The sequence below is a fragment of the Rhizobium sp. AN5 genome (assembly GCF_900215255.1).
GTDB lineage: Bacteria > Pseudomonadota > Alphaproteobacteria > Rhizobiales > Rhizobiaceae > Agrobacterium > Agrobacterium tumefaciens.
Map to the genome: position 1 here is coordinate 2441625 of NZ_OCMJ01000004.1, position 17125 is coordinate 2458749.

At 59.3% G+C, this 17125-nt stretch carries 18 protein-coding genes; 8 read left to right on the forward strand and 10 right to left on the reverse strand.

From position 1 onward, the window contains the following. Positions 1-3: 3 nt before the first annotated feature. From CRP02_RS24600 to tsaD, 5 genes are all read right to left on the reverse strand, one after another. Entirely contained in the window at positions 4-648 is a 645-nt protein-coding gene (locus tag CRP02_RS24600; protein WP_097172547.1) for a class I SAM-dependent methyltransferase, read from the reverse strand. A 7-nt stretch (positions 649-655) separates the two neighbouring features. Further along, positions 656-1099, reverse strand: a complete 444-nt coding sequence (locus tag CRP02_RS24605) for an EVE domain-containing protein (RefSeq protein WP_003516712.1) — start codon at positions 1097-1099, stop codon at positions 656-658. Between the two features lie 6 nt (positions 1100-1105). Next, positions 1106-1399, reverse strand: a complete 294-nt coding sequence (locus CRP02_RS24610; RefSeq protein ID WP_097172548.1) for a YciI-like protein — start codon at positions 1397-1399, stop codon at positions 1106-1108. A gap of 86 nt (positions 1400-1485) precedes the next feature. Further along, positions 1486-2469, reverse strand: a complete 984-nt coding sequence (locus CRP02_RS24615; RefSeq protein ID WP_013636892.1) for an NAD(P)H-dependent glycerol-3-phosphate dehydrogenase — start codon at positions 2467-2469, stop codon at positions 1486-1488. Continuing rightward, positions 2469-3566, reverse strand: a complete 1098-nt coding sequence (gene tsaD / locus CRP02_RS24620) for a tRNA (adenosine(37)-N6)-threonylcarbamoyltransferase complex transferase subunit TsaD (RefSeq protein ID WP_097172549.1) — start codon at positions 3564-3566, stop codon at positions 2469-2471. Before tsaD ends, CRP02_RS24615 begins: the two co-directional genes overlap by 1 nt. Before the next feature lie 73 nt (positions 3567-3639). On the opposite strand from tsaD, the gene hemC reads away from it, so the two are divergent. The 6 genes from hemC (at position 3640) to CRP02_RS24650 (ending at position 9661) form a co-directional block, all read left to right on the forward strand. Further along, positions 3640-4569, forward strand: a complete 930-nt coding sequence (hemC, locus tag CRP02_RS24625) for a hydroxymethylbilane synthase (RefSeq protein ID WP_097172550.1) — start codon at positions 3640-3642, stop codon at positions 4567-4569. 4 nt (positions 4570-4573) lie between these two features. Beyond that, positions 4574-5314, forward strand: coding sequence for a uroporphyrinogen-III synthase (locus CRP02_RS24630; RefSeq protein WP_097172551.1), 741 nt, complete (start codon positions 4574-4576; stop codon positions 5312-5314). Between the two features lie 73 nt (positions 5315-5387). Continuing rightward, on the forward strand, positions 5388-6830 hold the full coding sequence (locus CRP02_RS24635) for a COG4223 family protein (RefSeq protein ID WP_097172552.1): 1443 nt from the start codon (positions 5388-5390) through the stop codon (positions 6828-6830). Between the two features lie 3 nt (positions 6831-6833). Continuing rightward, positions 6834-8441: a heme biosynthesis protein HemY gene (locus tag CRP02_RS24640; RefSeq protein ID WP_097172553.1), complete on the forward strand. Its 1608-nt coding sequence runs from the start codon at positions 6834-6836 to the stop codon at positions 8439-8441. Positions 8442-8451: 10 nt separating this feature from the next. Continuing rightward, positions 8452-8940 (forward strand): TerB family tellurite resistance protein, encoded by a 489-nt coding sequence (locus tag CRP02_RS24645; RefSeq protein ID WP_097172554.1) that lies wholly within the window; start codon positions 8452-8454, stop codon positions 8938-8940. Further along, positions 8930-9661: a glutamine amidotransferase gene (locus tag CRP02_RS24650; RefSeq protein ID WP_065659935.1), complete on the forward strand. Its 732-nt coding sequence runs from the start codon at positions 8930-8932 to the stop codon at positions 9659-9661. Before CRP02_RS24645 ends, CRP02_RS24650 begins: the two co-directional genes overlap by 11 nt. Before the next feature lie 12 nt (positions 9662-9673). Here CRP02_RS24650 and CRP02_RS24655 read toward each other — a convergent pair whose 3' ends face one another. Next, a complete protein-coding gene (locus tag CRP02_RS24655; protein ID WP_097100942.1) occupies positions 9674-10906 on the reverse strand; it encodes an MFS transporter in 1233 nt (410 codons plus the stop codon). A gap of 137 nt (positions 10907-11043) precedes the next feature. On the opposite strand from CRP02_RS24655, the gene CRP02_RS24660 reads away from it, so the two are divergent. Both CRP02_RS24660 and CRP02_RS24665 read left to right on the forward strand, forming a co-directional pair. After that, positions 11044-11334 (forward strand): YggT family protein, encoded by a 291-nt coding sequence (locus CRP02_RS24660; RefSeq protein ID WP_003516688.1) that lies wholly within the window; start codon positions 11044-11046, stop codon positions 11332-11334. Then, on the forward strand, positions 11331-11642 hold the full coding sequence (locus CRP02_RS24665) for a DUF167 domain-containing protein (protein ID WP_097172555.1): 312 nt from the start codon (positions 11331-11333) through the stop codon (positions 11640-11642). The genes CRP02_RS24660 and CRP02_RS24665 overlap by 4 nt, the downstream gene beginning before the upstream one ends. A 15-nt stretch (positions 11643-11657) precedes the next feature. Here the strand turns inward: CRP02_RS24665 and ppa are convergent, their stop codons facing one another. The 4 genes from ppa to CRP02_RS24685 all read right to left on the reverse strand — a co-directional run bounded on the left by ppa (position 11658) and on the right by CRP02_RS24685 (position 17113). Then, positions 11658-12191 carry an inorganic diphosphatase gene (gene ppa / locus CRP02_RS24670; RefSeq protein ID WP_003516686.1) on the reverse strand — a complete coding sequence of 178 codons (534 nt, stop codon included), beginning with the start codon at positions 12189-12191 and terminating at the stop codon, positions 11658-11660. A 168-nt stretch (positions 12192-12359) separates the two neighbouring features. Then, on the reverse strand, positions 12360-12866 hold the full coding sequence (locus tag CRP02_RS24675) for a GNAT family N-acetyltransferase (RefSeq protein WP_003516685.1): 507 nt from the start codon (positions 12864-12866) through the stop codon (positions 12360-12362). Between the two features lie 216 nt (positions 12867-13082). Continuing rightward, on the reverse strand, positions 13083-14903 hold the full coding sequence (gene typA, locus CRP02_RS24680) for a translational GTPase TypA (protein WP_097100944.1): 1821 nt from the start codon (positions 14901-14903) through the stop codon (positions 13083-13085). A gap of 149 nt (positions 14904-15052) precedes the next feature. Next, on the reverse strand, positions 15053-17113 hold the full coding sequence (locus tag CRP02_RS24685; protein WP_097172556.1) for a M3 family metallopeptidase: 2061 nt from the start codon (positions 17111-17113) through the stop codon (positions 15053-15055). Positions 17114-17125 lie beyond the last annotated feature (12 nt).

The window sequence follows — 17125 nt, forward strand, 5'->3', positions numbered from 1 at the left end:
TAATCAGACAAAACGCCAGACGGTGGTCTTTTTGACTTCACTGTCTTCCAGAGCCCGCGTTACCGACACCTGATAGGTCGCCTCGGCGTAAAGACGTTGTTTGGGCAGATAGGCCCGCCCCGGATCGCCGATGAGTACGGTCACGCCTCTATCCGCCAGTTCCAGAAACCACGGCACGAGGAGATCTGCAAAGGCGCGATCATAAAACACGTCGCCCGCCAGCAGAACATCCGCCTCAACCGGCGTCCCAACCAGATTGCGGCCGGTAAAATCGATGGCCACACCATTGAGAGCCGCATTCAGCCGAATGGCCGTTTCCGTCCAGGGATCGATATCGGCGGCTAAAACAGCCGCGGCGCCCGCCTTTGCGGCGGCAATGGCGACCAGTCCGGAACCGCTGGCGAAATCCAGCACACGTTTGCCGGAGACATTTTCAGGATGATCGAGAATGTAGCGGGCAAGCCCCTGTCCGCCAGCCCAGGCGAAGGCCCAGAATGGCGGCGGCAGGCCGATCTCTTCCAGCTCCTCCTCCGTCTTCAGCCACAGCTCATGGGCTTCGGTCGCAAGATGAAGGCGCAATTCCGGCACATGTGGTGGATGCATGATGCCGGTATTGTCGAGAATGAAGCGTTCGGGATCGGTCCTCACCGAAAGCTCAGTCCGGAGATTTCGGTGGATTGGAAAGGCCACCCATGCGGCAGACTTCGAGATATTCCTCTTCCGTCACCGGCTGCACCGAAAGCCGCATGGAGGTGACCAGCGACATCTTTTCGAGTTTCGGATTGGCCTTCACATCCTTCAGCGAAACCGGTTTCGGCATGTCGCAAACGGCGCGGATATCCACGCAATCCCACTTCAGATCGCCCTCTGCGGTCGAATCCGGGTGCGAAAGGGCGCAGACTTCGACGATGCCGACGACATCAAGCCCTTCATTCGAGTGGTAGAAAAAACCCTTGTCGCCGATTTTCATGGCGCGCATGTTGTTGCGGGCCTGATAATTGCGCACGCCAGTCCATTCTTCGCCGGCCTCGCCCTTGGCCTTCTGCATTTCCCAGGACCATTTGAACGGCTCAGACTTGTAAAGCCAGTAATTCGCCATGGCCGGTCACGCCCCCGGATTGTTGAAGACCCAGTTATAGGGCTTCACATCCACGCTTTCGAACAGGCCGGCCTTTGCATAGGGATCGGCATCGGCAAGGGCCTTAGCCGCGTCGATATCGGTAGCTTCCACGATGACAAGGCTGCCATTCGGCTTGCCTTCGGCATCCAGAAACGGTCCAGCAATCTTCAGCGTGCCTTCGGCGTTCAACTTGTTCAGGTGCTCCAGATGAGCCGGGCGCGTGTCCATGCGCACGTTCAGATGGCCGGGCTTGTCTTTGCAGATAAAGGCAAACAGCATTTTCGTCTCCTCGCTGGCGCATGTCTCCCAAAAGTGTAAGCGGTTTTGGAACCAGGACATGCGTAAAAACTATTCGAAGGCCACACTCATTCAGTGGTGATGGGCCGTGTCATCAATTGTTGCATGGCGCTCGCCACGTCCAGATTGCCGTCGATGATGGCCGCAACCGCCTCGGTCACCGGCATGTCGACAGCGTGATGTTCGCCGAGCCGGGCGGCAACGGCTGCCGCAAAGGCGCCCTCCACCAGCCCGCCGGACATGTCCTTGCCTTCGCCCCGGCCAAGCGCGATGCCGAAACGCAGGTTTCGCGACTGGTGGCTTGTGGCGGTCAGCACGAGATCGCCAAGGCCGGAAAGACCGCGCACCGTATCGGCCTTGCCGCCCATGGCGACGACCAGACGCGACATCTCGGCAAGCCCCCGCGAAATCAACGCCGCCCGTGCGGAATCGCCGAGGCCCGCACCTTCAACGATGCCGGCGGCAATGGCGAGCACATTCTTCAGCGCGCCGCCAAGCTGCACGCCCGTGCGGTCGGTCGAGGCATAAAGCCTGAAGGTTCTGCCGGAAATCGTGGTCGCCAGCCGCTCGGCGATGACAGCGTCTTCCGCCGCTATCGCCATCGCCGTCGGCAGTCCGCGCGCGATATCGGCCGCAAAACCCGGACCGGAGAGAACGGCGATTGGATGATGCGGCAGTTCCGCTTCCAGAAGTTCCGTCAGCAGCCGGCCGGACACCCGGTCGATGCCCTTGGCGCAGGTAACGATGATACAATCATTAGCCAGATAAGGACCGTAATGGCGCGCCGCATCGGCATGGGCCTGAGAGGGCATGGCAAACAACACGATGCCTGCATCGGCCAGTACATCCGGCTCAACGGAAAATTCCAGCGCGTCCGGCAGGTCGACACCCGGCAGGACAGCCTCGTGAATACGATCAGCCCTAAGATCGGCCATCAGGGACGCATCACGGCCGAGCAGGGTCACGTCATGCCGGTTCTCCAGCGCGATGACGACGGCGAGCGCGGTTCCGAAGGCGCCAGCGCCGATGACGACGATTTTCTCCCGCTGCATCAGGCCTTGGCTCCCCTTTTGCCGAAACCGATCAATGTCTCCGCGCTGCCATCAAGCGGCCAGCGCGAGCGCGGCGCGATCTCCAGCGCATCGGGTTCCCGGCCGCACGCCATTCGCTCCAGCCCGGCCCAGGCAATCATCGCGGCATTGTCGGTGCAGAGCCGGTGCGGCGGTGCGACAAAGCGGAACCCGTGGGCATCACAAAGTGCCTGGAGGGTTTGGCGGATTTCCGTATTGGCGGCAACGCCGCCGGCCACGACCAAAGCGGGCTCCGTCTCGAGATGCGGAAACTCTTCCTTAAAGCGGGCAAGGCCACGGCCGATACGGTCCTTGAGCGTGCGTGACACCGCCTTCTGGAAGGAGGCGCAGATATCGGCAATATCCTGATCCGAAAGCGGAGCTATCGCGGTTGCCGCCTGCCGCACTGCCGTCTTCAGACCGGAGAAGGAAAAATCGAGTCTCGTCTCGCCGACCATCGGGCGCGGCAGTGCAAAACGGTCAGGGTTGCCTTTCGCTGCTGCCTTTTCAACCGCAGGCCCGCCGGGATAGGGCAATCCCAGAAGCTTCGCAGTCTTGTCGAAGGCTTCCCCAAGCGCGTCATCAATGGTGGTGCCCCAGCGCTCGTATTCACCCACACCGCGAACCAGCACGAGCTGGGTGTGGCCGCCGGAGACCAACAGCATCAGATAGGGGAAGGAAAGACCGTCGGTCAGACGCGCCGTCAGCGCATGGCCTTCGAGATGGTTGATGGCGTAAAGCGGCTTGTCTGCAGCCATCGCAATCGCCTTGCCGGTCATCAGGCCCACCAGCAGACCGCCAATGAGGCCGGGACCGGATGTGGCCGCGATGGCATCGACATCAGCAAGGGTGACACCCGCCTGTTCCAGCGCTTCTTCCACCAGCGTGTCCAGCGCCTCGACATGGGCGCGGGCAGCAATTTCGGGCACCACGCCGCCATAGGCGCTGTGTTCCTCAAGCTGCGACAAAACGACGTCGGACACGATCTCGCCACGTCCGTCCGCATGCCGAACCACAATGGATGCAGCGGTTTCGTCACAGCTTGTCTCTATGCCGAGGATACGAAGAAAGGGGGTCATCAATTCTGTTCGTTCATTGCGATCATGCGCTGAGTTAGTCTAAGACAACTCCGGTAACAATGGATAGACGCGGATGCAAACAAAACCTTTCCGAATCGGCACGCGCGGCAGCCCTCTGGCGCTCGCACAGGCTTACGAGACGCGTAACCGGCTGATGTCGGCACACGGTCTGCCGGAAGATATGTTCGAAATCGTCGTGCTTTCCACCAAGGGTGACCGGATAACAGACCGCGCTTTGTCGGAGATCGGCGGCAAGGGCCTGTTCACGGAAGAACTGGAGAGCCAACTTCTTTCCGGCGAGCTCGATATTGCCGTGCATTCCTCCAAGGACATGCCGACCGTTTTGCCGAAGGGCCTTTATCTTTCCGCTTTCCTGCCGCGCGAGGATATGCGCGACGCCTTCATTGGCCGCACCGCACCGAAGCTTCTGGAACTACCGCAGGGCGCCGTTGTCGGCTCCGCATCCTTGCGCCGCCAAGCGCTGATCCGCCGCCTGCGTCCGGACCTGAGCGTCATCATCTTTCGCGGCCAGGTCGAAACCCGGCTGCGCAAACTGGAGGAAGGCCAGGCGGATGCCACGCTTCTCGCCTTTGCCGGCCTGAAACGGCTGGGCATGGAGAACGTCCCGACGGACATTCTCGACCCGAAGGATTTTCCGCCAGCCCCCGCGCAGGGCGCGATCTGCGTCGAGAGTCGTATTGGCGACACACGCATGGACGAGTTGCTCTCACCTATCAACGACATACCCACCTACGATGCCGTTACCTGCGAGCGCGCCTTTCTGGCCGCCCTCGATGGTTCCTGTCGCACCCCGATTGCAGGCTTTGCTACCTGCCACGGCGAGGAACTTCATTTCTACGGCCTGATCCTCACACCGGACGGACAGACGAGCCACAGCGTCGAGATTTCCGGGGCTCGAAAGGATGCCGAGGACTTGGGTCGCAAGGCCGGTGAAGACGTGCGCGCCAGGGCAGGCAGCAACTTCTTCGACGGCTGGAGCTGAGCCGATGCGGATCGTCGTCACCCGGCCGCTTCGTTCGGGCGAAAAGACGGCCGCAAAGCTTGAAGCCCTCGGTCACAAGCCGGTGCTTCTTCCGCTGTTTCATCCCGTCCATCACGGCGAGCGCGCCATATCAGCGCTATCGGAGCCGCTCTCGGCCATCGCCGTGACCAGCGCCGAGGCCGTTCGGGCGCTTAGAGATTTCCGCCACCGACTTGCGCCCCATCTTTCGAAACCGCTTTTCGCTGTCGGCGAGGCGACCGCGGAAGCGGCGAGGGAAATCGGCTTCCAAAACGTCCTCACCGGATCCGGCGATGCGGTGGCTCTCGCCGGGCTTGTCGCGGAGCATCGCCCCCTAACGGAGAGCACAGATCCATTGCTCTATCTTGCCGGCACGCCGCGAGGCGCCGTGTTCGAGGACGGCATTGCCGCTGCGGGAATTTCTTTCCGGACCGTCGATTGTTACGAAATGCAGCCGTCAGATCTTTCAGACGATATGCTCGAAACAGCACTTGTGAAGACAGCCGCCGATGTGGTCCTGCTCTATTCGTCGGAAGCCGCACGGGCCTTTTTCCGCCACGCATCGTCGGAAAAATATGTGGCGGCGCTGACCACCACGCAATTCGTCTGCATCAGCCGCAATGTGCTTTCACTGGTTCCGGAAATCTTCCGCGCGAACGCCGCAGCCGCCGAAGGGGCAAACGAGGCAGCCATGTTTGAACTTCTCCAGCGAAAGTCTGGAACCTAATTCAGGCTCGCCTCTTTCCTTTGCCGCCGTCACTGACTAGGTTTAGACTATTGCAGGCAGAAATGAGGTTGTCATGGTATCGGGAAAGCCGCCACGCCACTCCAAGTCCAACGCCGAACCGGTCACCATCGACCTGGACGCAAAAGACGTGAAAGCAATTTCCGCCGACGTGGATGCTGCGAAGACTGATGACAAGACCGGCGAGACGACACCGGCAGCAGCTCAGCCAAACGTTCCTCACAAGCCAGAAGCGGCCGAAACGTCCAGCCCGGCTCCCGTCTGGGAACAGACGCATAAAACACCCATGGAGCCTGCACCGAACGTTCACAAGGCGGAACCGGCAACCGGCAAGCCCCAGGTGGAAAAACCTGCGGACAAACAGCCCGAGACAGCGTCGCCAAAAGCCGAAGCGAAACCGGTGACCAACGCGACTGACGCAAGCGCCGCATCCGCTTCCGCGGCGGGCGCAAAGCCTGCGACTTTTGCTTCCACATCCTCGTCCGCAGCATCCGGAAGCGCGACTACTGGTGCAAAGCCATCGACAGGCGCGTCATCATCCGGACCGGCCAAGCCATCCACGCCACAGCAACCCGAGCGCAAACAGGCGGCAACCTCCGGTGCGATCGCGGCGGGTATCGTGGGTGGCCTCGTGGCGCTCGCAGCTGCCGGCAGCATGCAATATGCCGGCATTTTGCCCTCGTTTAATGTGAGCAAGACCGGAAGCGATGAGATTGCCGCATTGAGAACCGAGCTAGGGAGCCTGCGTCAGCAGCTTGCCAATGTTCCAGCGGCAGGAGGGGATACCTCAGCGCTGGAACAGCGCATCGCCGCTCTTGAGGGCGCAAAGGGCGAAGCCCCGCAGGTGGACGCACTTTCGGAAAAAATAACCGCGCTGGAATCCGCGCTCACGTCAGAGCGTTCCGCGCAGGCCTCAGCAACGGCGGAGCTGACACGCCGCCTGACTGACGCGGAAACCAAGATCAATGAACCGCGCGACGATATCGAAGTCGCCCGCGCCATTGCGTCGGCTGCACTGAAAGCCGCGATCGATCGCGGTGGGCCGTTCCTCACTGAACTTGACACATTGTCTAAGGTAACCCCGGACGATCCGGCAATCGCATCCTTGCAGTCCTTTGCCGCAACCGGCGTGCCGTCGCGCTCGGAGCTGATGCAGAAATTCCCCGACGTCGCCAATACGATGCTCTCGGCGATCAATCGGCCCGACCCCAATCAGGGCATCATGGAACGTCTAACGGAAAGCGCCTTGTCGCTGGTGAAGGTCCGCCCCGTCGGAAACATCGAAGGCGAGACCCCCGACGCCATGATCGCGCGCATGGAAAACAAGTTGCGCAACGGAGACCTGCAGGGTGCGGCACTTGAATGGAATGGGCTTCCCGAGGCCGCCAAGACAGCATCCGCCGACTATAAAAAATCTCTGGATGCGCGCATCGAGGTCGAAAACCTGGTGGGAGGCACGTTAAACCGCGCCATCACCAGCACCGGCAAGCAGGGGTAAGGCATGACCAGAATTCTGACTTTCGTCCTCATCGTTCTGGCGCTCGGTTTCGGTTTCTCCTGGCTGGCGGATAGGCCCGGTGTCCTTTCCATCGTCTGGCAGGGCCAGCTGATCGAAATGAGCCTGATGGTCGCCGCTTCCATCGTTGCCGCACTGGTTGCGGCCGTCATGCTGGTCTGGTGGGTCGTCAATACCATATGGACATCGCCGAATGCGGCACGGCGCTATTTTCGCGCCCGCAAGCGCGACCGCGGTTATCAGGCGCTCTCCACCGGCCTCATCGCCGCCGGCGCCGGCAACGCCATTCTGGCCCGCAAGATGACGGCCCGCACGCAGGGGCTTCTCAGTGCTGATCAGGAGCCGCTGATCCACCTGCTCGATGCGCAGGCCGATCTCATCGAAGGCAAATATGACGAGGCGCGGCGCAAATTCGAAGCGATGGCCCGCGATCCCGAAACCCGCGAACTTGGCCTTCGCGGCCTTTATATCGAGGCGCGCCGACAGGGAGCCCATGAAGCGGCCCAGCAATATGCCGAGGACGCAGCCGAAAAAGCCCCTTACCTGCCCTGGGCAGCACAGGCGACGCTGGAAACCCGCTGCCGCAACGGCGAGTGGGATGACGCGATCCGCCTGCTCGACCAGCAAAAAGCAGCAGGCGTCATCCAACGCGGCGAGGCTGAGCGGCTGAAAGCTGTGCTTCTTACCGCAAAGGCCGGTGAAAAACTGGAGAGCGACCCGGTGGGTGCGCGCGAAGACGCAAAACAAGCCCTCAAGCTTGCAAAAAGCCTTGTGCCCGCAGCATTGATCGCAGCAAAATCCTATCTGCGCGAAGACAATCTGCGCAAGGCCGCAGCGGTTCTGGAACCGGTATGGAAGAACGATCCCCATTCGCAGATCGCCGATCTCTATGTTCGGGCGCGCAGCGGCGATACGGCCATCGATCGCCTTAAACGTGCCGAACGGCTTGAGAGCCTGAAACCCAACAACATCGAATCCCTGTTTGCCGTGGCTCAGGCAGCTCTCGACGCCAAGGAATTTGCCAAGGCGAGGACCAAGGCGGAAGCTGCCGCCCGGATCGAGCCGCGTGAAAGCATCTTCCTGCTGATGGCCGACATCGAGGAAGCCGAAACCGGCGATCAGGGACGGGTGCGTTACTGGATGGCGCAGGCGCTGCGCGCACCGCGTGATCCCGTCTGGGTGGCAGATGGTGTCACTTCGGAAAAATGGCTTCCGGTTTCGCCCGTGACAGGCCGTCTCGACGCGTTCGAGTGGAAAGCGCCTTTTGGCCAGCTTGAAGGACCCGTCGAAGACCTGACAATCGAAAATGCGATTGCGGCAGCACCGGCAAGGGCCGAACAGGCTCCGACCCCGATCGTTGTTGAAGTGGCACCTCAGCCCATTGTTGTGACAAAACCCGCGCCAATCGAGATCAAGCCGGACGTATCTGCCCCGAAGGAGAAAAAGCCGGCAACAAATGAAGTGCCGGTGGAAGCCAGGCCAGCGGATGCGAGGACGGAACCGGTGCCATTTTTCGGTGGTGCACCGGATGATCCTGGCGTCAAGAAACCCGGCGTGGAAGCCGAACCCAAAACCCGGCTAAAACTCTTCTGACAGGCTATCGATGTTCAACCAGATCCAGTCGTTTATTCAAAACCTCGTTGGCCAGCATGCGGATGAATTCAGCCCCGATGATCTGAGGGTCGCGGTGGCCGCCCTCTGTTTTCAGGTGATGGAAGCGGACGGCACGGTCTCCAAAAGCGAGCGTGATCGCCTTCGTGAGATCCTCCACTACTATTATCATCTCGATGCCGGTAAGCTGGACGCGCTTCTTGCCGCCGGCCAGGAGGCCGGCAAGGAAGCCGTCGACTATTACCGTTTCACCACCGATATCCGCCGCCATCTCGATGAAGAGCAGCGCGTGGAGCTTATTGGCATACTCTGGGATATTGTTTACGCTGACGGCGAACGAAGCGAGATGGAAGACCATGTGATTTGGCGTGTAGCCGATCTCCTGGGTGTTTCTGTCCGCGACAGGGTTCTGCAACGTCAGCAGGCCGCCACCAGGTCCGGACCCGCTGAAGAAAGCGAAAACGAAGACGATGCTGTTTGACCCCTCCAGGCAACAGAGAAAACAACCTTCGCTGCTCGTCGTCCTGCATCAGGAACGTTCCACGCCCGGCCGCGTCGGCCAGATGCTGGTGGAAAAAGGCTATCGGCTGGATATAAGGCGCCCCGCGCTTGGAGACGATCTGCCGCAAACGCTGGAGAAACATGCGGGCGCCATCATCTTCGGCGGCCCGATGAGCGCCAACGACCCGCATGACTACATCAAAGCCGAAATTGACTGGCTGAAAGTGCCGCTGAAGGAAAACAAACCCTTTCTCGGCATCTGCCTCGGCGCACAAATGCTATCCAAACATCTGGGTGGTAAAGTGGAGGCCGACCGTGAAGGCAAGGTGGAGATCGGCTGGTATCCGCTTCATGCGACCGAACACGGGCGATTGCTGATGCCGCATTGGCCGAAGATGGTCTATCATTTCCACCGCGAAGGGTTCGATCTGCCGCGGGGAGCGGAGCTTCTGGCATCCGGTGAAACCTATCCCAACCAGGCTTACAGATACGGAAAAAACGCCTGGGGCCTGCAATTTCACGCAGAACTGACCCGCGCGATGATGCACAGCTGGGTGGTGCGTGGCGCACAGCGCTTCGGCATGCCCAATGCGCAGGTCGGCAGCCAGCATCTGGAGGGGCGCATGTTGTTCGACACACCGCTCCGGTCCTGGCTTGGCAATTTCCTTGATCTGGTTTTCGAAGGCAAACCGCAGCGCTGAGGCGCGTCAGCGTCAGCGTGGTGCGTCGAGATTGTCGATCCTGCGCAGCTTCGAAAAGCCGAGTGCCCAGATGACCGCAACTGCAAGCGTGCCCGCCCCGCCGATGACGACGGCTGGCACGGCACCGACGACATGGGCCATGGTGCCGGCACGGAACTCGCCCAGCTCGTTGGACGCCCCGACAAACACCATGTTCACCGCATTCACGCGCCCGCGAACCTCATCCGGCGTCCAGAGCGCAATCAGCGTTTCCCGCACATAGACCGATACCATGTCCGATGCGCCCATGACCACCAATGCGGCAATAGACACCCATGCGGTTTGAGAAAGTCCGAACACCACAGTGGAAATGCCGAAAAACCCGACACCGACGAACATCAGCAGGCCGGCATGGTGGCGGATGGGCCTGAACGCCAGAATGACCGCGACGGTTATGGCGCCGATACCGGGTGCCGCGCGCAGAAGCCCAAGCCCCCAAGGCCCGAGTGTCAGCACTTCCTTGGCGAAAATCGGCATCAGGGCGACAGCGCCGCCGAGCAACACGGCAAAAAGATCGAGCGAGATGGCCCCGAGAACGACTTTTTCCTGCGAGATGAATTTGAACCCAGCCAGCATGGTCTCGAGGCTGATCGCTTTCGCCGGACCCCGTTGCTCCGGTTTGCGGATCGTCACCGCCAGCATAGCGGACACGATGAACAGCACGAGCGCCACGCTATAGGCCACGGAAGCGCCGAGACCATAAAGCAGGCCACCGGCGACGGGACCGAGAATGGACGCCATCTGCCATGAAGAGGAGTTCCAGGCGATGGCGTTCGGCAAATCCTCGACAGGCACAAGATTGGGAGCCAGCGATTGCACCGCCGGCCCCATGAAAGCCCGCTCAATGCCGAACACGACGAGAATGGCAAAGACCGGCCAGGGAGAAAAGCTGTGTGCCAGTGTCAGGCCAAGCAGAGCCGCCGCGCAACCGGCCGCGATCAGGAGGCATACGGACATGATGCGCCGGCGATTGTGCCTGTCCGCCACCGTTCCAGTGACAAGGATCAAAAGCAACGATGGCAGAAACTGGAAAAGACCGATCAAGCCGAGATAAAAGGCATTGCCGGTGACCTCATACATCTGCCAGCCCACGGAAACGCTGACGATCTGGATTGCGAAGGCCGAAAAAAACCGGGCGCTGAAAAAACGGCGATAGGAACTATGCCGGAATGCACCGAAGCGGTTTTCGGCAGAAGGCAGGGACATCGGCTGGGTGCTCTCGAGACAATATGAGAAGTCTGCAATAGAGCGATACGACAAGAATCGCCAGCCCTATAGGCGCAACACTTGCCGGTTCACGAGCGAATGTCTAAATGTCTTGCAATCAAGATACGGAGATATTGATGCTTGCCCTGTTTCAGACCATCGATCTGGCTTTGAACCTCTATACGTGGGTGCTGATCGCCAGCGCCATTTTTTCCTGGCTTTACGCCTTCAACGTCATCAACTCCCGCAACCAGTTCGTGAACGCCATCGGCAGCTTTCTGGTCAACGTCACCGAGCCGGTTCTGCGCCCAATCCGTAGCATTCTGCCTAATCTCGGCGGCATCGATATTTCGCCGATCATCCTGCTGCTGATCATCTTCTTCATCCGCTCCTTCATGTGGAATACGCTCTATCCCATGGTCGCTTGAGCGACCTCTGGCAAAAACACGGCGATCACATACGCCTGTCCGTTCGCCTCACCCCGAACGGGGGACGCAATGCCATTGACGGCGTGGAGCAGGATGCTGACGGAAATGCCCATCTGAAGGCCCGCGTCAGCGCGGTGCCTGAGGGCGGCAAGGCGAACAAGGCCTTGGTTATTTTGCTGGCGAAAAAATTCGGCCTGCCCAAATCGTCCATCACCTTCATTTCAGGTGAAACAGCGCGTAAAAAAATCCTCCGGATCGATACCGACCCGGAGGATTTCGAAAAGCTTTTTAGAAAGCTGGACGTCTAAGGCAAAGGGCTGAAATCAGCCCTGCGTCTTGTAGCGCTCGATGGCTTCGACGATCAGCTTCTTGGCAACGTCGACATCCTGCCAACCGCCCATCTTCACCCACTTGCCGGGTTCCAGATCCTTGTAGTGCTCGAAGAAGTGCTCGATCTGCTTCAGCGTGATTTCCGGCAGGTCGGTGTAGTTGTGGACCTTGTCGTAACGGCGCGTCAGCTTCGGAACCGGAACGGCGAGGATCTTCTCGTCCTTGCCGCCGTCGTCTTCCATGATCATGACGCCGATGGGGCGCACATTGATCACGCAGCCGGGAACCAGCGGGCGGGTATTGCAGATAAGAACATCGATCGGGTCGCCATCGTCGGAAAGCGTATGCGGCACGAAGCCATAGTTACCCGGATAGGTCATCGGCGTGTAGAGGAAGCGATCGACGATCAGCGCACCGGCGTCCTTGTCCATCTCGTACTTGATCGGCTGGCCGCCAACCGGCACCTCGACAATAACATTCACGTCTTCCGGCGGATTCTTGCCAATGGAAATTGCATCGATACGCATTCGCTTCCCTCATTCGACGGGGTTGGATTTGGTTTTCGATACTGGGAAAGTCGCCGTATTGCAACATGGCTTTAGGCGGATAAGTCAGAATGCCGAATTTGAGGGCATCGGGATTGCGAATGGCCGACCGGAAAAATGAAACCGGCGTGAAATCACCCGGCTGCGTACTTAGTTCCAGACAAAACCGATCTTGCGCAGCGACCTGCCGCCGAAATCCTCCATGCCCTCGGCGATGTCCCGGCCGCCATGCGAACGGAAAAACCGATTGGCGACCTCGCTATCTTCGAGGCACCAGACCACAACACCGTTGCAGCCGAGCGAGGTCAGCAGCCGGCGGGCTTCCGTGAACAGCAGCGAGCCAAGCCCGATGCCCTGATATTCCGGCCGCAGATAAAGCTCGTAGATCTCGCCGTCATGCGGCAGCCCACGCGCACGGCTTAAGCCCAGCGTGGCATATCCGGCAACCACGCCCTTCACTTCCACCACCAGCATGGTTGCGGAACCCCGGGTCGCCTTCTTCCACCAGATTTCGCCGCGGCGCTCCAGCATCTGCGTCAGCGGTCGGTGCGGGATCAGCCCGGCATAGGCCTGTTGCCATGACAGACGGTGCGCTTCGGCTATTGCGCGCGCATCTTGCGGTTCGGCTCGGCGAACATCTATGGATAACGTTTTCATAACGCGATTCTGGCCCCGACCATGAAAACTTGCCAGCCATAAAGGTTAACGACAGCAAGCTTACCCACAGCCTATTCATGTGGACGACCGAGAAAAATTAACGCATCCTTAACCTTTGACACAAGAGTCTTTCGACTCATGCACAAATAAAACATGCGCATAAAAAAACCCGGCTCGCGGCCGGGTTTTTTTTAAATTCCTGACGGGAAGCCGCAATCAAACTGCGAGCTTCGCCTTTTCGAAACGCTTGCGATCGTTGGCGTCGAGGAACATCTTGCGCAGACGGATGGACTTCGGCGTCACTTCCATCAGCTCGTCGTCCTGGATCCAGGAAAGCGCGCGGTCGAGCGTCATGCGGATCGGCGGCGTCAGCTTTACGGCTTCATCCTTGCCGGCGGCGCGGATGTTGGTCAGCTGCTTGCCCTTCAGCACGTTCACTTCGAGATCGTTATCGCGAGAGTGAATGCCGATAATCATGCCGGCATAAACCTTCTCACCCGGCTCGATGATCATCGGGCCACGATCTTCCAGGTTGAACATGGCGTAGGCGACAGCTTCGCCCGAACCGTTCGACAAAAGAACGCCGTTAACGCGACCAGCAATCGCACCCTTGAACGGCTGATAGTCGTGGAACAGACGGTTCATGATCGCCGTACCGCGCGTGTCGGTCAAAAGTTCCGACTGGTAGCCGATCAGGCCGCGGGTCGGAGCGTAGAACTTCAGACGAACGCGATTACCGCCGGAGGGACGGAGCTCTGCCATTTCAGCCTTGCGCTCGGACATCTTCTGAACGACGACGCCGGAATGCTCTTCATCGACGTCGATCACGACTTCTTCGATCGGCTCCATCATGGCGCCGTTCTCATCCTTGTGCATGACAACGCGCGGACGCGAAACTGCAAGCTCGAAGCCTTCGCGACGCATCGTTTCGATGAGAACTGCCAGCTGCAATTCGCCACGGCCGGAAACGAAGAACGAGTCCTTGCCTTCAGCCTCTTCAATCTTCAGCGCGACGTTGCCTTCGGCTTCCTTGAACAGACGGTCGCGGATGACGCGGCTCGTGACCTTGTCGCCTTCGGTGCCGGCAAGCGGGCTGTCGTTGACGATGAAGGACATGGTAACGGTCGGCGGATCGATCGGCTGTGCGGTCATCGCCTCGGTGACGGAAGGGTCACAGAAGGTATCGGCAACAGTGCCCTTGGAAAGACCAGCGATGGCGACGATGTCACCCGCATGGGCCTCATCAATGGACGTGCGCTCAATGCCGCGGAATGCGAGGATCTTGGAAATACGACCGGTTTCGATCGTCTTGCCGTCCTGGCCAAGGACCTTCACGGCCTGGTTCGGCTTGATCGAACCGGAAGCGATACGGCCGGTGATGATACGGCCGAGGAAGGGGTTGGCTTCGAGGATCGTACCGATCAGACGGAACGGACCTTCTTCAACCGTAGGCTCCGGAACATGTTCGAGAACCAGATCGAGCAACGGTGCAAGACCCTGATCCTTCGGACCCTCGGGGTTGACGTTCATCCAGCCATCACGGCCGGAACCGTAGAGGATCGGGAAGTCGAGCTGCTCGTCGGTAGCATCGAGGTTTGCGAAAAGGTCGAACACTTCGTTGATGACTTCTTCATGGCGGCCATCCGGACGGTCGATCTTGTTGATCGCGACGATCGGGCGAAGACCAACCTTCAGCGCCTTGCTGACGACGAACTTCGTCTGCGGCATCGGGCCTTCGGAACTATCGACCAGAACGATCGCGCCATCCACCATCGACAGGATACGCTCAACTTCGCCGCCGAAATCGGCGTGGCCGGGGGTGTCGACGATGTTGATGCGAACGCCCTTCCACTCCACCGAAGTCGCCTTGGCAAGAATGGTGATGCCGCGTTCCTTTTCGAGATCGTTGCTATCCATCACGCGTTCCGCAACGCGCTGGTTGTCGCGGAACGAGCCGGACTGCTTCAGAAGCTCGTCAACGAGCGTCGTTTTTCCATGGTCAACGTGCGCGATAATCGCGATGTTGCGAATTGCCATTGTTCAAAATCTCTGAGGTTGGGCGCTACCGTCGGGAGATGCGCCAATTTAGTTTGGCGCGCTCATAACCTTTTTTTTGCAAATGCGAAAGGGGGGCATTGTCATATGCCCCCTGCGCTCAGGTTCTAGCTCAAGAATATGACAGTCTTTTATACGAGGCCGCGCTTCAAAAGCATGGCATCGGGACTTGGCATCTTGCCGCGAAAAGCGAGATAAGCCTCCTCCGGATCGATCGAGCCACCGACTGAATAGATATTCTCTTTCAGCTTGCGCGCCATCTCACCATCGAAGGGGTTGCCGGTTTCCTCGAAGGCAGAAAACGCGTCGGCGTCCAGCACCTCCGACCACATGTAGGAATAATAACCGGCCGAATAACCATCACCGGAAAACACATGCTGGAAGTGTGGCGTCGCATGCCGCATGACGATGGACTTCGGCATGTTCAGGGCGGAAAGCACCTCACCTTGCACGACCATGGGATCGCCGACGCTGTCACGGGTATGAAACGCCATATCGACGATGGCCGAAGAAGTGAATTCGACGGTGCTGAAACCGGCATTGAAGGTCTGTGCTGCCAGAACCTTGTCCAGCAACGCCTTTGGCATCGGTGCGCCGGTTTCATAATGCAGGGCATATTTCTCCAGAATTTCCGGCACGGTCAGCCAATGTTCGTAAAGCTGCGACGGCAACTCGACGAAATCACGCGACACACCCGTTCCGGAAACGGAAGGATAGGTGACATCAGACAACATGCCGTGCAGGGCGTGGCCGAATTCGTGAAACAGCGTGCGCGCATCATCGAGCGAAAGCAGCGCGGGTTTCCCCTCGGCCGGTTTTGCAAAATTGCAGACATTGTAGATGATCGGTAATTCACCGACAGTGCCGTTCTTCAAAGGCAGCTTGTGCTGCGACTGGAATGAACTCATCCACGCGCCGGAACGCTTGGACGGGCGGGCGAAATAATCGCCGAGGAACATGGCCTTCAGGTCGCCCTTGTCATCGCGGATTTCAAAAACCCGCACATCGGGATGATAGGCGGCTACACCCTTGATCTCGACGGCACGAATTGCAAAGAGCCGGTTGGCCACATCGAAACACGCATCGATGATCTTTTCCAATTGCAGATACGGCTTCAATTCAGTCTCGGAGAAGCTGAATTTCTGTGCCCGCAGCTTTTCGGCGTAATGGCGCCAGTCCCAGGGCATCACCTCGTGGTTCTTGCCCTCCGCGGCGATGATGGCGGCAAGTTCAGCCTCCTCCTCACCTGCGCGCAGCACGGCCTTTTCCCAGACCTGGCCCAGAAGACCGTTCACGGCATCCGGCGTTTTTGCCATCGTGTCGTCCAGCTTGTAGGCAGCAAAATTCTTGTAGCCGAGAAGCTGTGCCTTTTCCTCACGCAGTTCCAGCGTACGGCGGACGGTCGCGCGGTTGTCGGTATCGCCACCATTTTCGCCGCGAGCCACCCAGGCCTTGAAGGCCTGCTCGCGCAAGTCGCGGCGTTCCGAGAAGGTCAGGAATGGCTCGATGATGGAGCGGGAAAGGGTAACGGCGAATTTGCCGTCTTCGCCATGTTCGCGCGCGGCACCCGCCATGGCATCACGCAGAAAACCGGGAATGCCGGAAAGCTCGTCATCGGTGGAAAGCAGAAGTTTCCAGCTCTTTTCATCCGCCAGAACATTCTGCCCGAATTTGGCGCCGAGACCGGCAAGCTCTTCATTGATGGCCGCCAGACGCTCCTGACGGGCCTTCTGCAACTTTGCGCCTGAGCGCACGAAACCCTTCCAGTGCCGTTCGAGAACGCGTTTTTCCTCGCCGGTCAGGGAAAGCGCCTCGCGCGTTTCCCACAATGTGTCGATGCGTCTGAACAGCACCTCGTTCATGCCGATCTTAGAATAGTGCCGTGACATTTTCGGCGCGATTTCCCGCTCCAGTGCCTGAATGACGCCGTTGGTGTGGGCACCCGCCTTGTTCCAGAACAGCGCCGAAATGCGCGAAAGTTCGTCGCCGGCGATTTCAAGCGCGGTCACGGTATTTTGGAAGGTCGGCGCCTGCAGATTGCCGGCAATCGCATCGATTTCCTGTTCATGGGACAAAAGGGCGGCTTCAAAGGCCGGGGCAAAATCCTCATCCTTGACCGCATCGAATTTCGGCAGACCATTCTGACCGTTCCAGGTAACGAGTGCGGGATAGGGCGCGGTCGTGGATGGCATTTCATCTTCCTT

Excerpts from the sequence above, each read along its gene's own strand:
- CRP02_RS24605 (WP_003516712.1), bottom strand. The coding sequence starts at position 1,099 with ATGGCGAATTACTGGCTTTACAAGTCTGAGCCGTTCAAATGGTCCTGG.
- CRP02_RS24610 (WP_097172548.1), bottom strand. The coding sequence starts at position 1,399 with ATGCTGTTTGCCTTTATCTGCAAAGACAAGCCCGGCCATCTGAACGTG.
- CRP02_RS24615 (WP_013636892.1), bottom strand. The coding sequence starts at position 2,469 with ATGCAGCGGGAGAAAATCGTCGTCATCGGCGCTGGCGCCTTCGGAACC.
- tsaD (WP_097172549.1), bottom strand. The coding sequence starts at position 3,566 with ATGACCCCCTTTCTTCGTATCCTCGGCATAGAGACAAGCTGTGACGAA.
- hemC (WP_097172550.1), top strand. The coding sequence starts at position 3,640 with ATGCAAACAAAACCTTTCCGAATCGGCACGCGCGGCAGCCCTCTGGCG.
- CRP02_RS24630 (WP_097172551.1), top strand. The coding sequence starts at position 4,574 with ATGCGGATCGTCGTCACCCGGCCGCTTCGTTCGGGCGAAAAGACGGCC.
- CRP02_RS24635 (WP_097172552.1), top strand. The coding sequence starts at position 5,388 with ATGGTATCGGGAAAGCCGCCACGCCACTCCAAGTCCAACGCCGAACCG.
- CRP02_RS24640 (WP_097172553.1), top strand. The coding sequence starts at position 6,834 with ATGACCAGAATTCTGACTTTCGTCCTCATCGTTCTGGCGCTCGGTTTC.
- CRP02_RS24645 (WP_097172554.1), top strand. The coding sequence starts at position 8,452 with ATGTTCAACCAGATCCAGTCGTTTATTCAAAACCTCGTTGGCCAGCAT.
- CRP02_RS24650 (WP_065659935.1), top strand. The coding sequence starts at position 8,930 with ATGCTGTTTGACCCCTCCAGGCAACAGAGAAAACAACCTTCGCTGCTC.
- CRP02_RS24655 (WP_097100942.1), bottom strand. The coding sequence starts at position 10,906 with ATGTCCCTGCCTTCTGCCGAAAACCGCTTCGGTGCATTCCGGCATAGT.
- CRP02_RS24660 (WP_003516688.1), top strand. The coding sequence starts at position 11,044 with ATGCTTGCCCTGTTTCAGACCATCGATCTGGCTTTGAACCTCTATACG.
- ppa (WP_003516686.1), bottom strand. The coding sequence starts at position 12,191 with ATGCGTATCGATGCAATTTCCATTGGCAAGAATCCGCCGGAAGACGTG.
- CRP02_RS24675 (WP_003516685.1), bottom strand. The coding sequence starts at position 12,866 with ATGAAAACGTTATCCATAGATGTTCGCCGAGCCGAACCGCAAGATGCG.
- typA (WP_097100944.1), bottom strand. The coding sequence starts at position 14,903 with ATGGCAATTCGCAACATCGCGATTATCGCGCACGTTGACCATGGAAAA.
- CRP02_RS24685 (WP_097172556.1), bottom strand. The coding sequence starts at position 17,113 with ATGCCATCCACGACCGCGCCCTATCCCGCACTCGTTACCTGGAACGGT.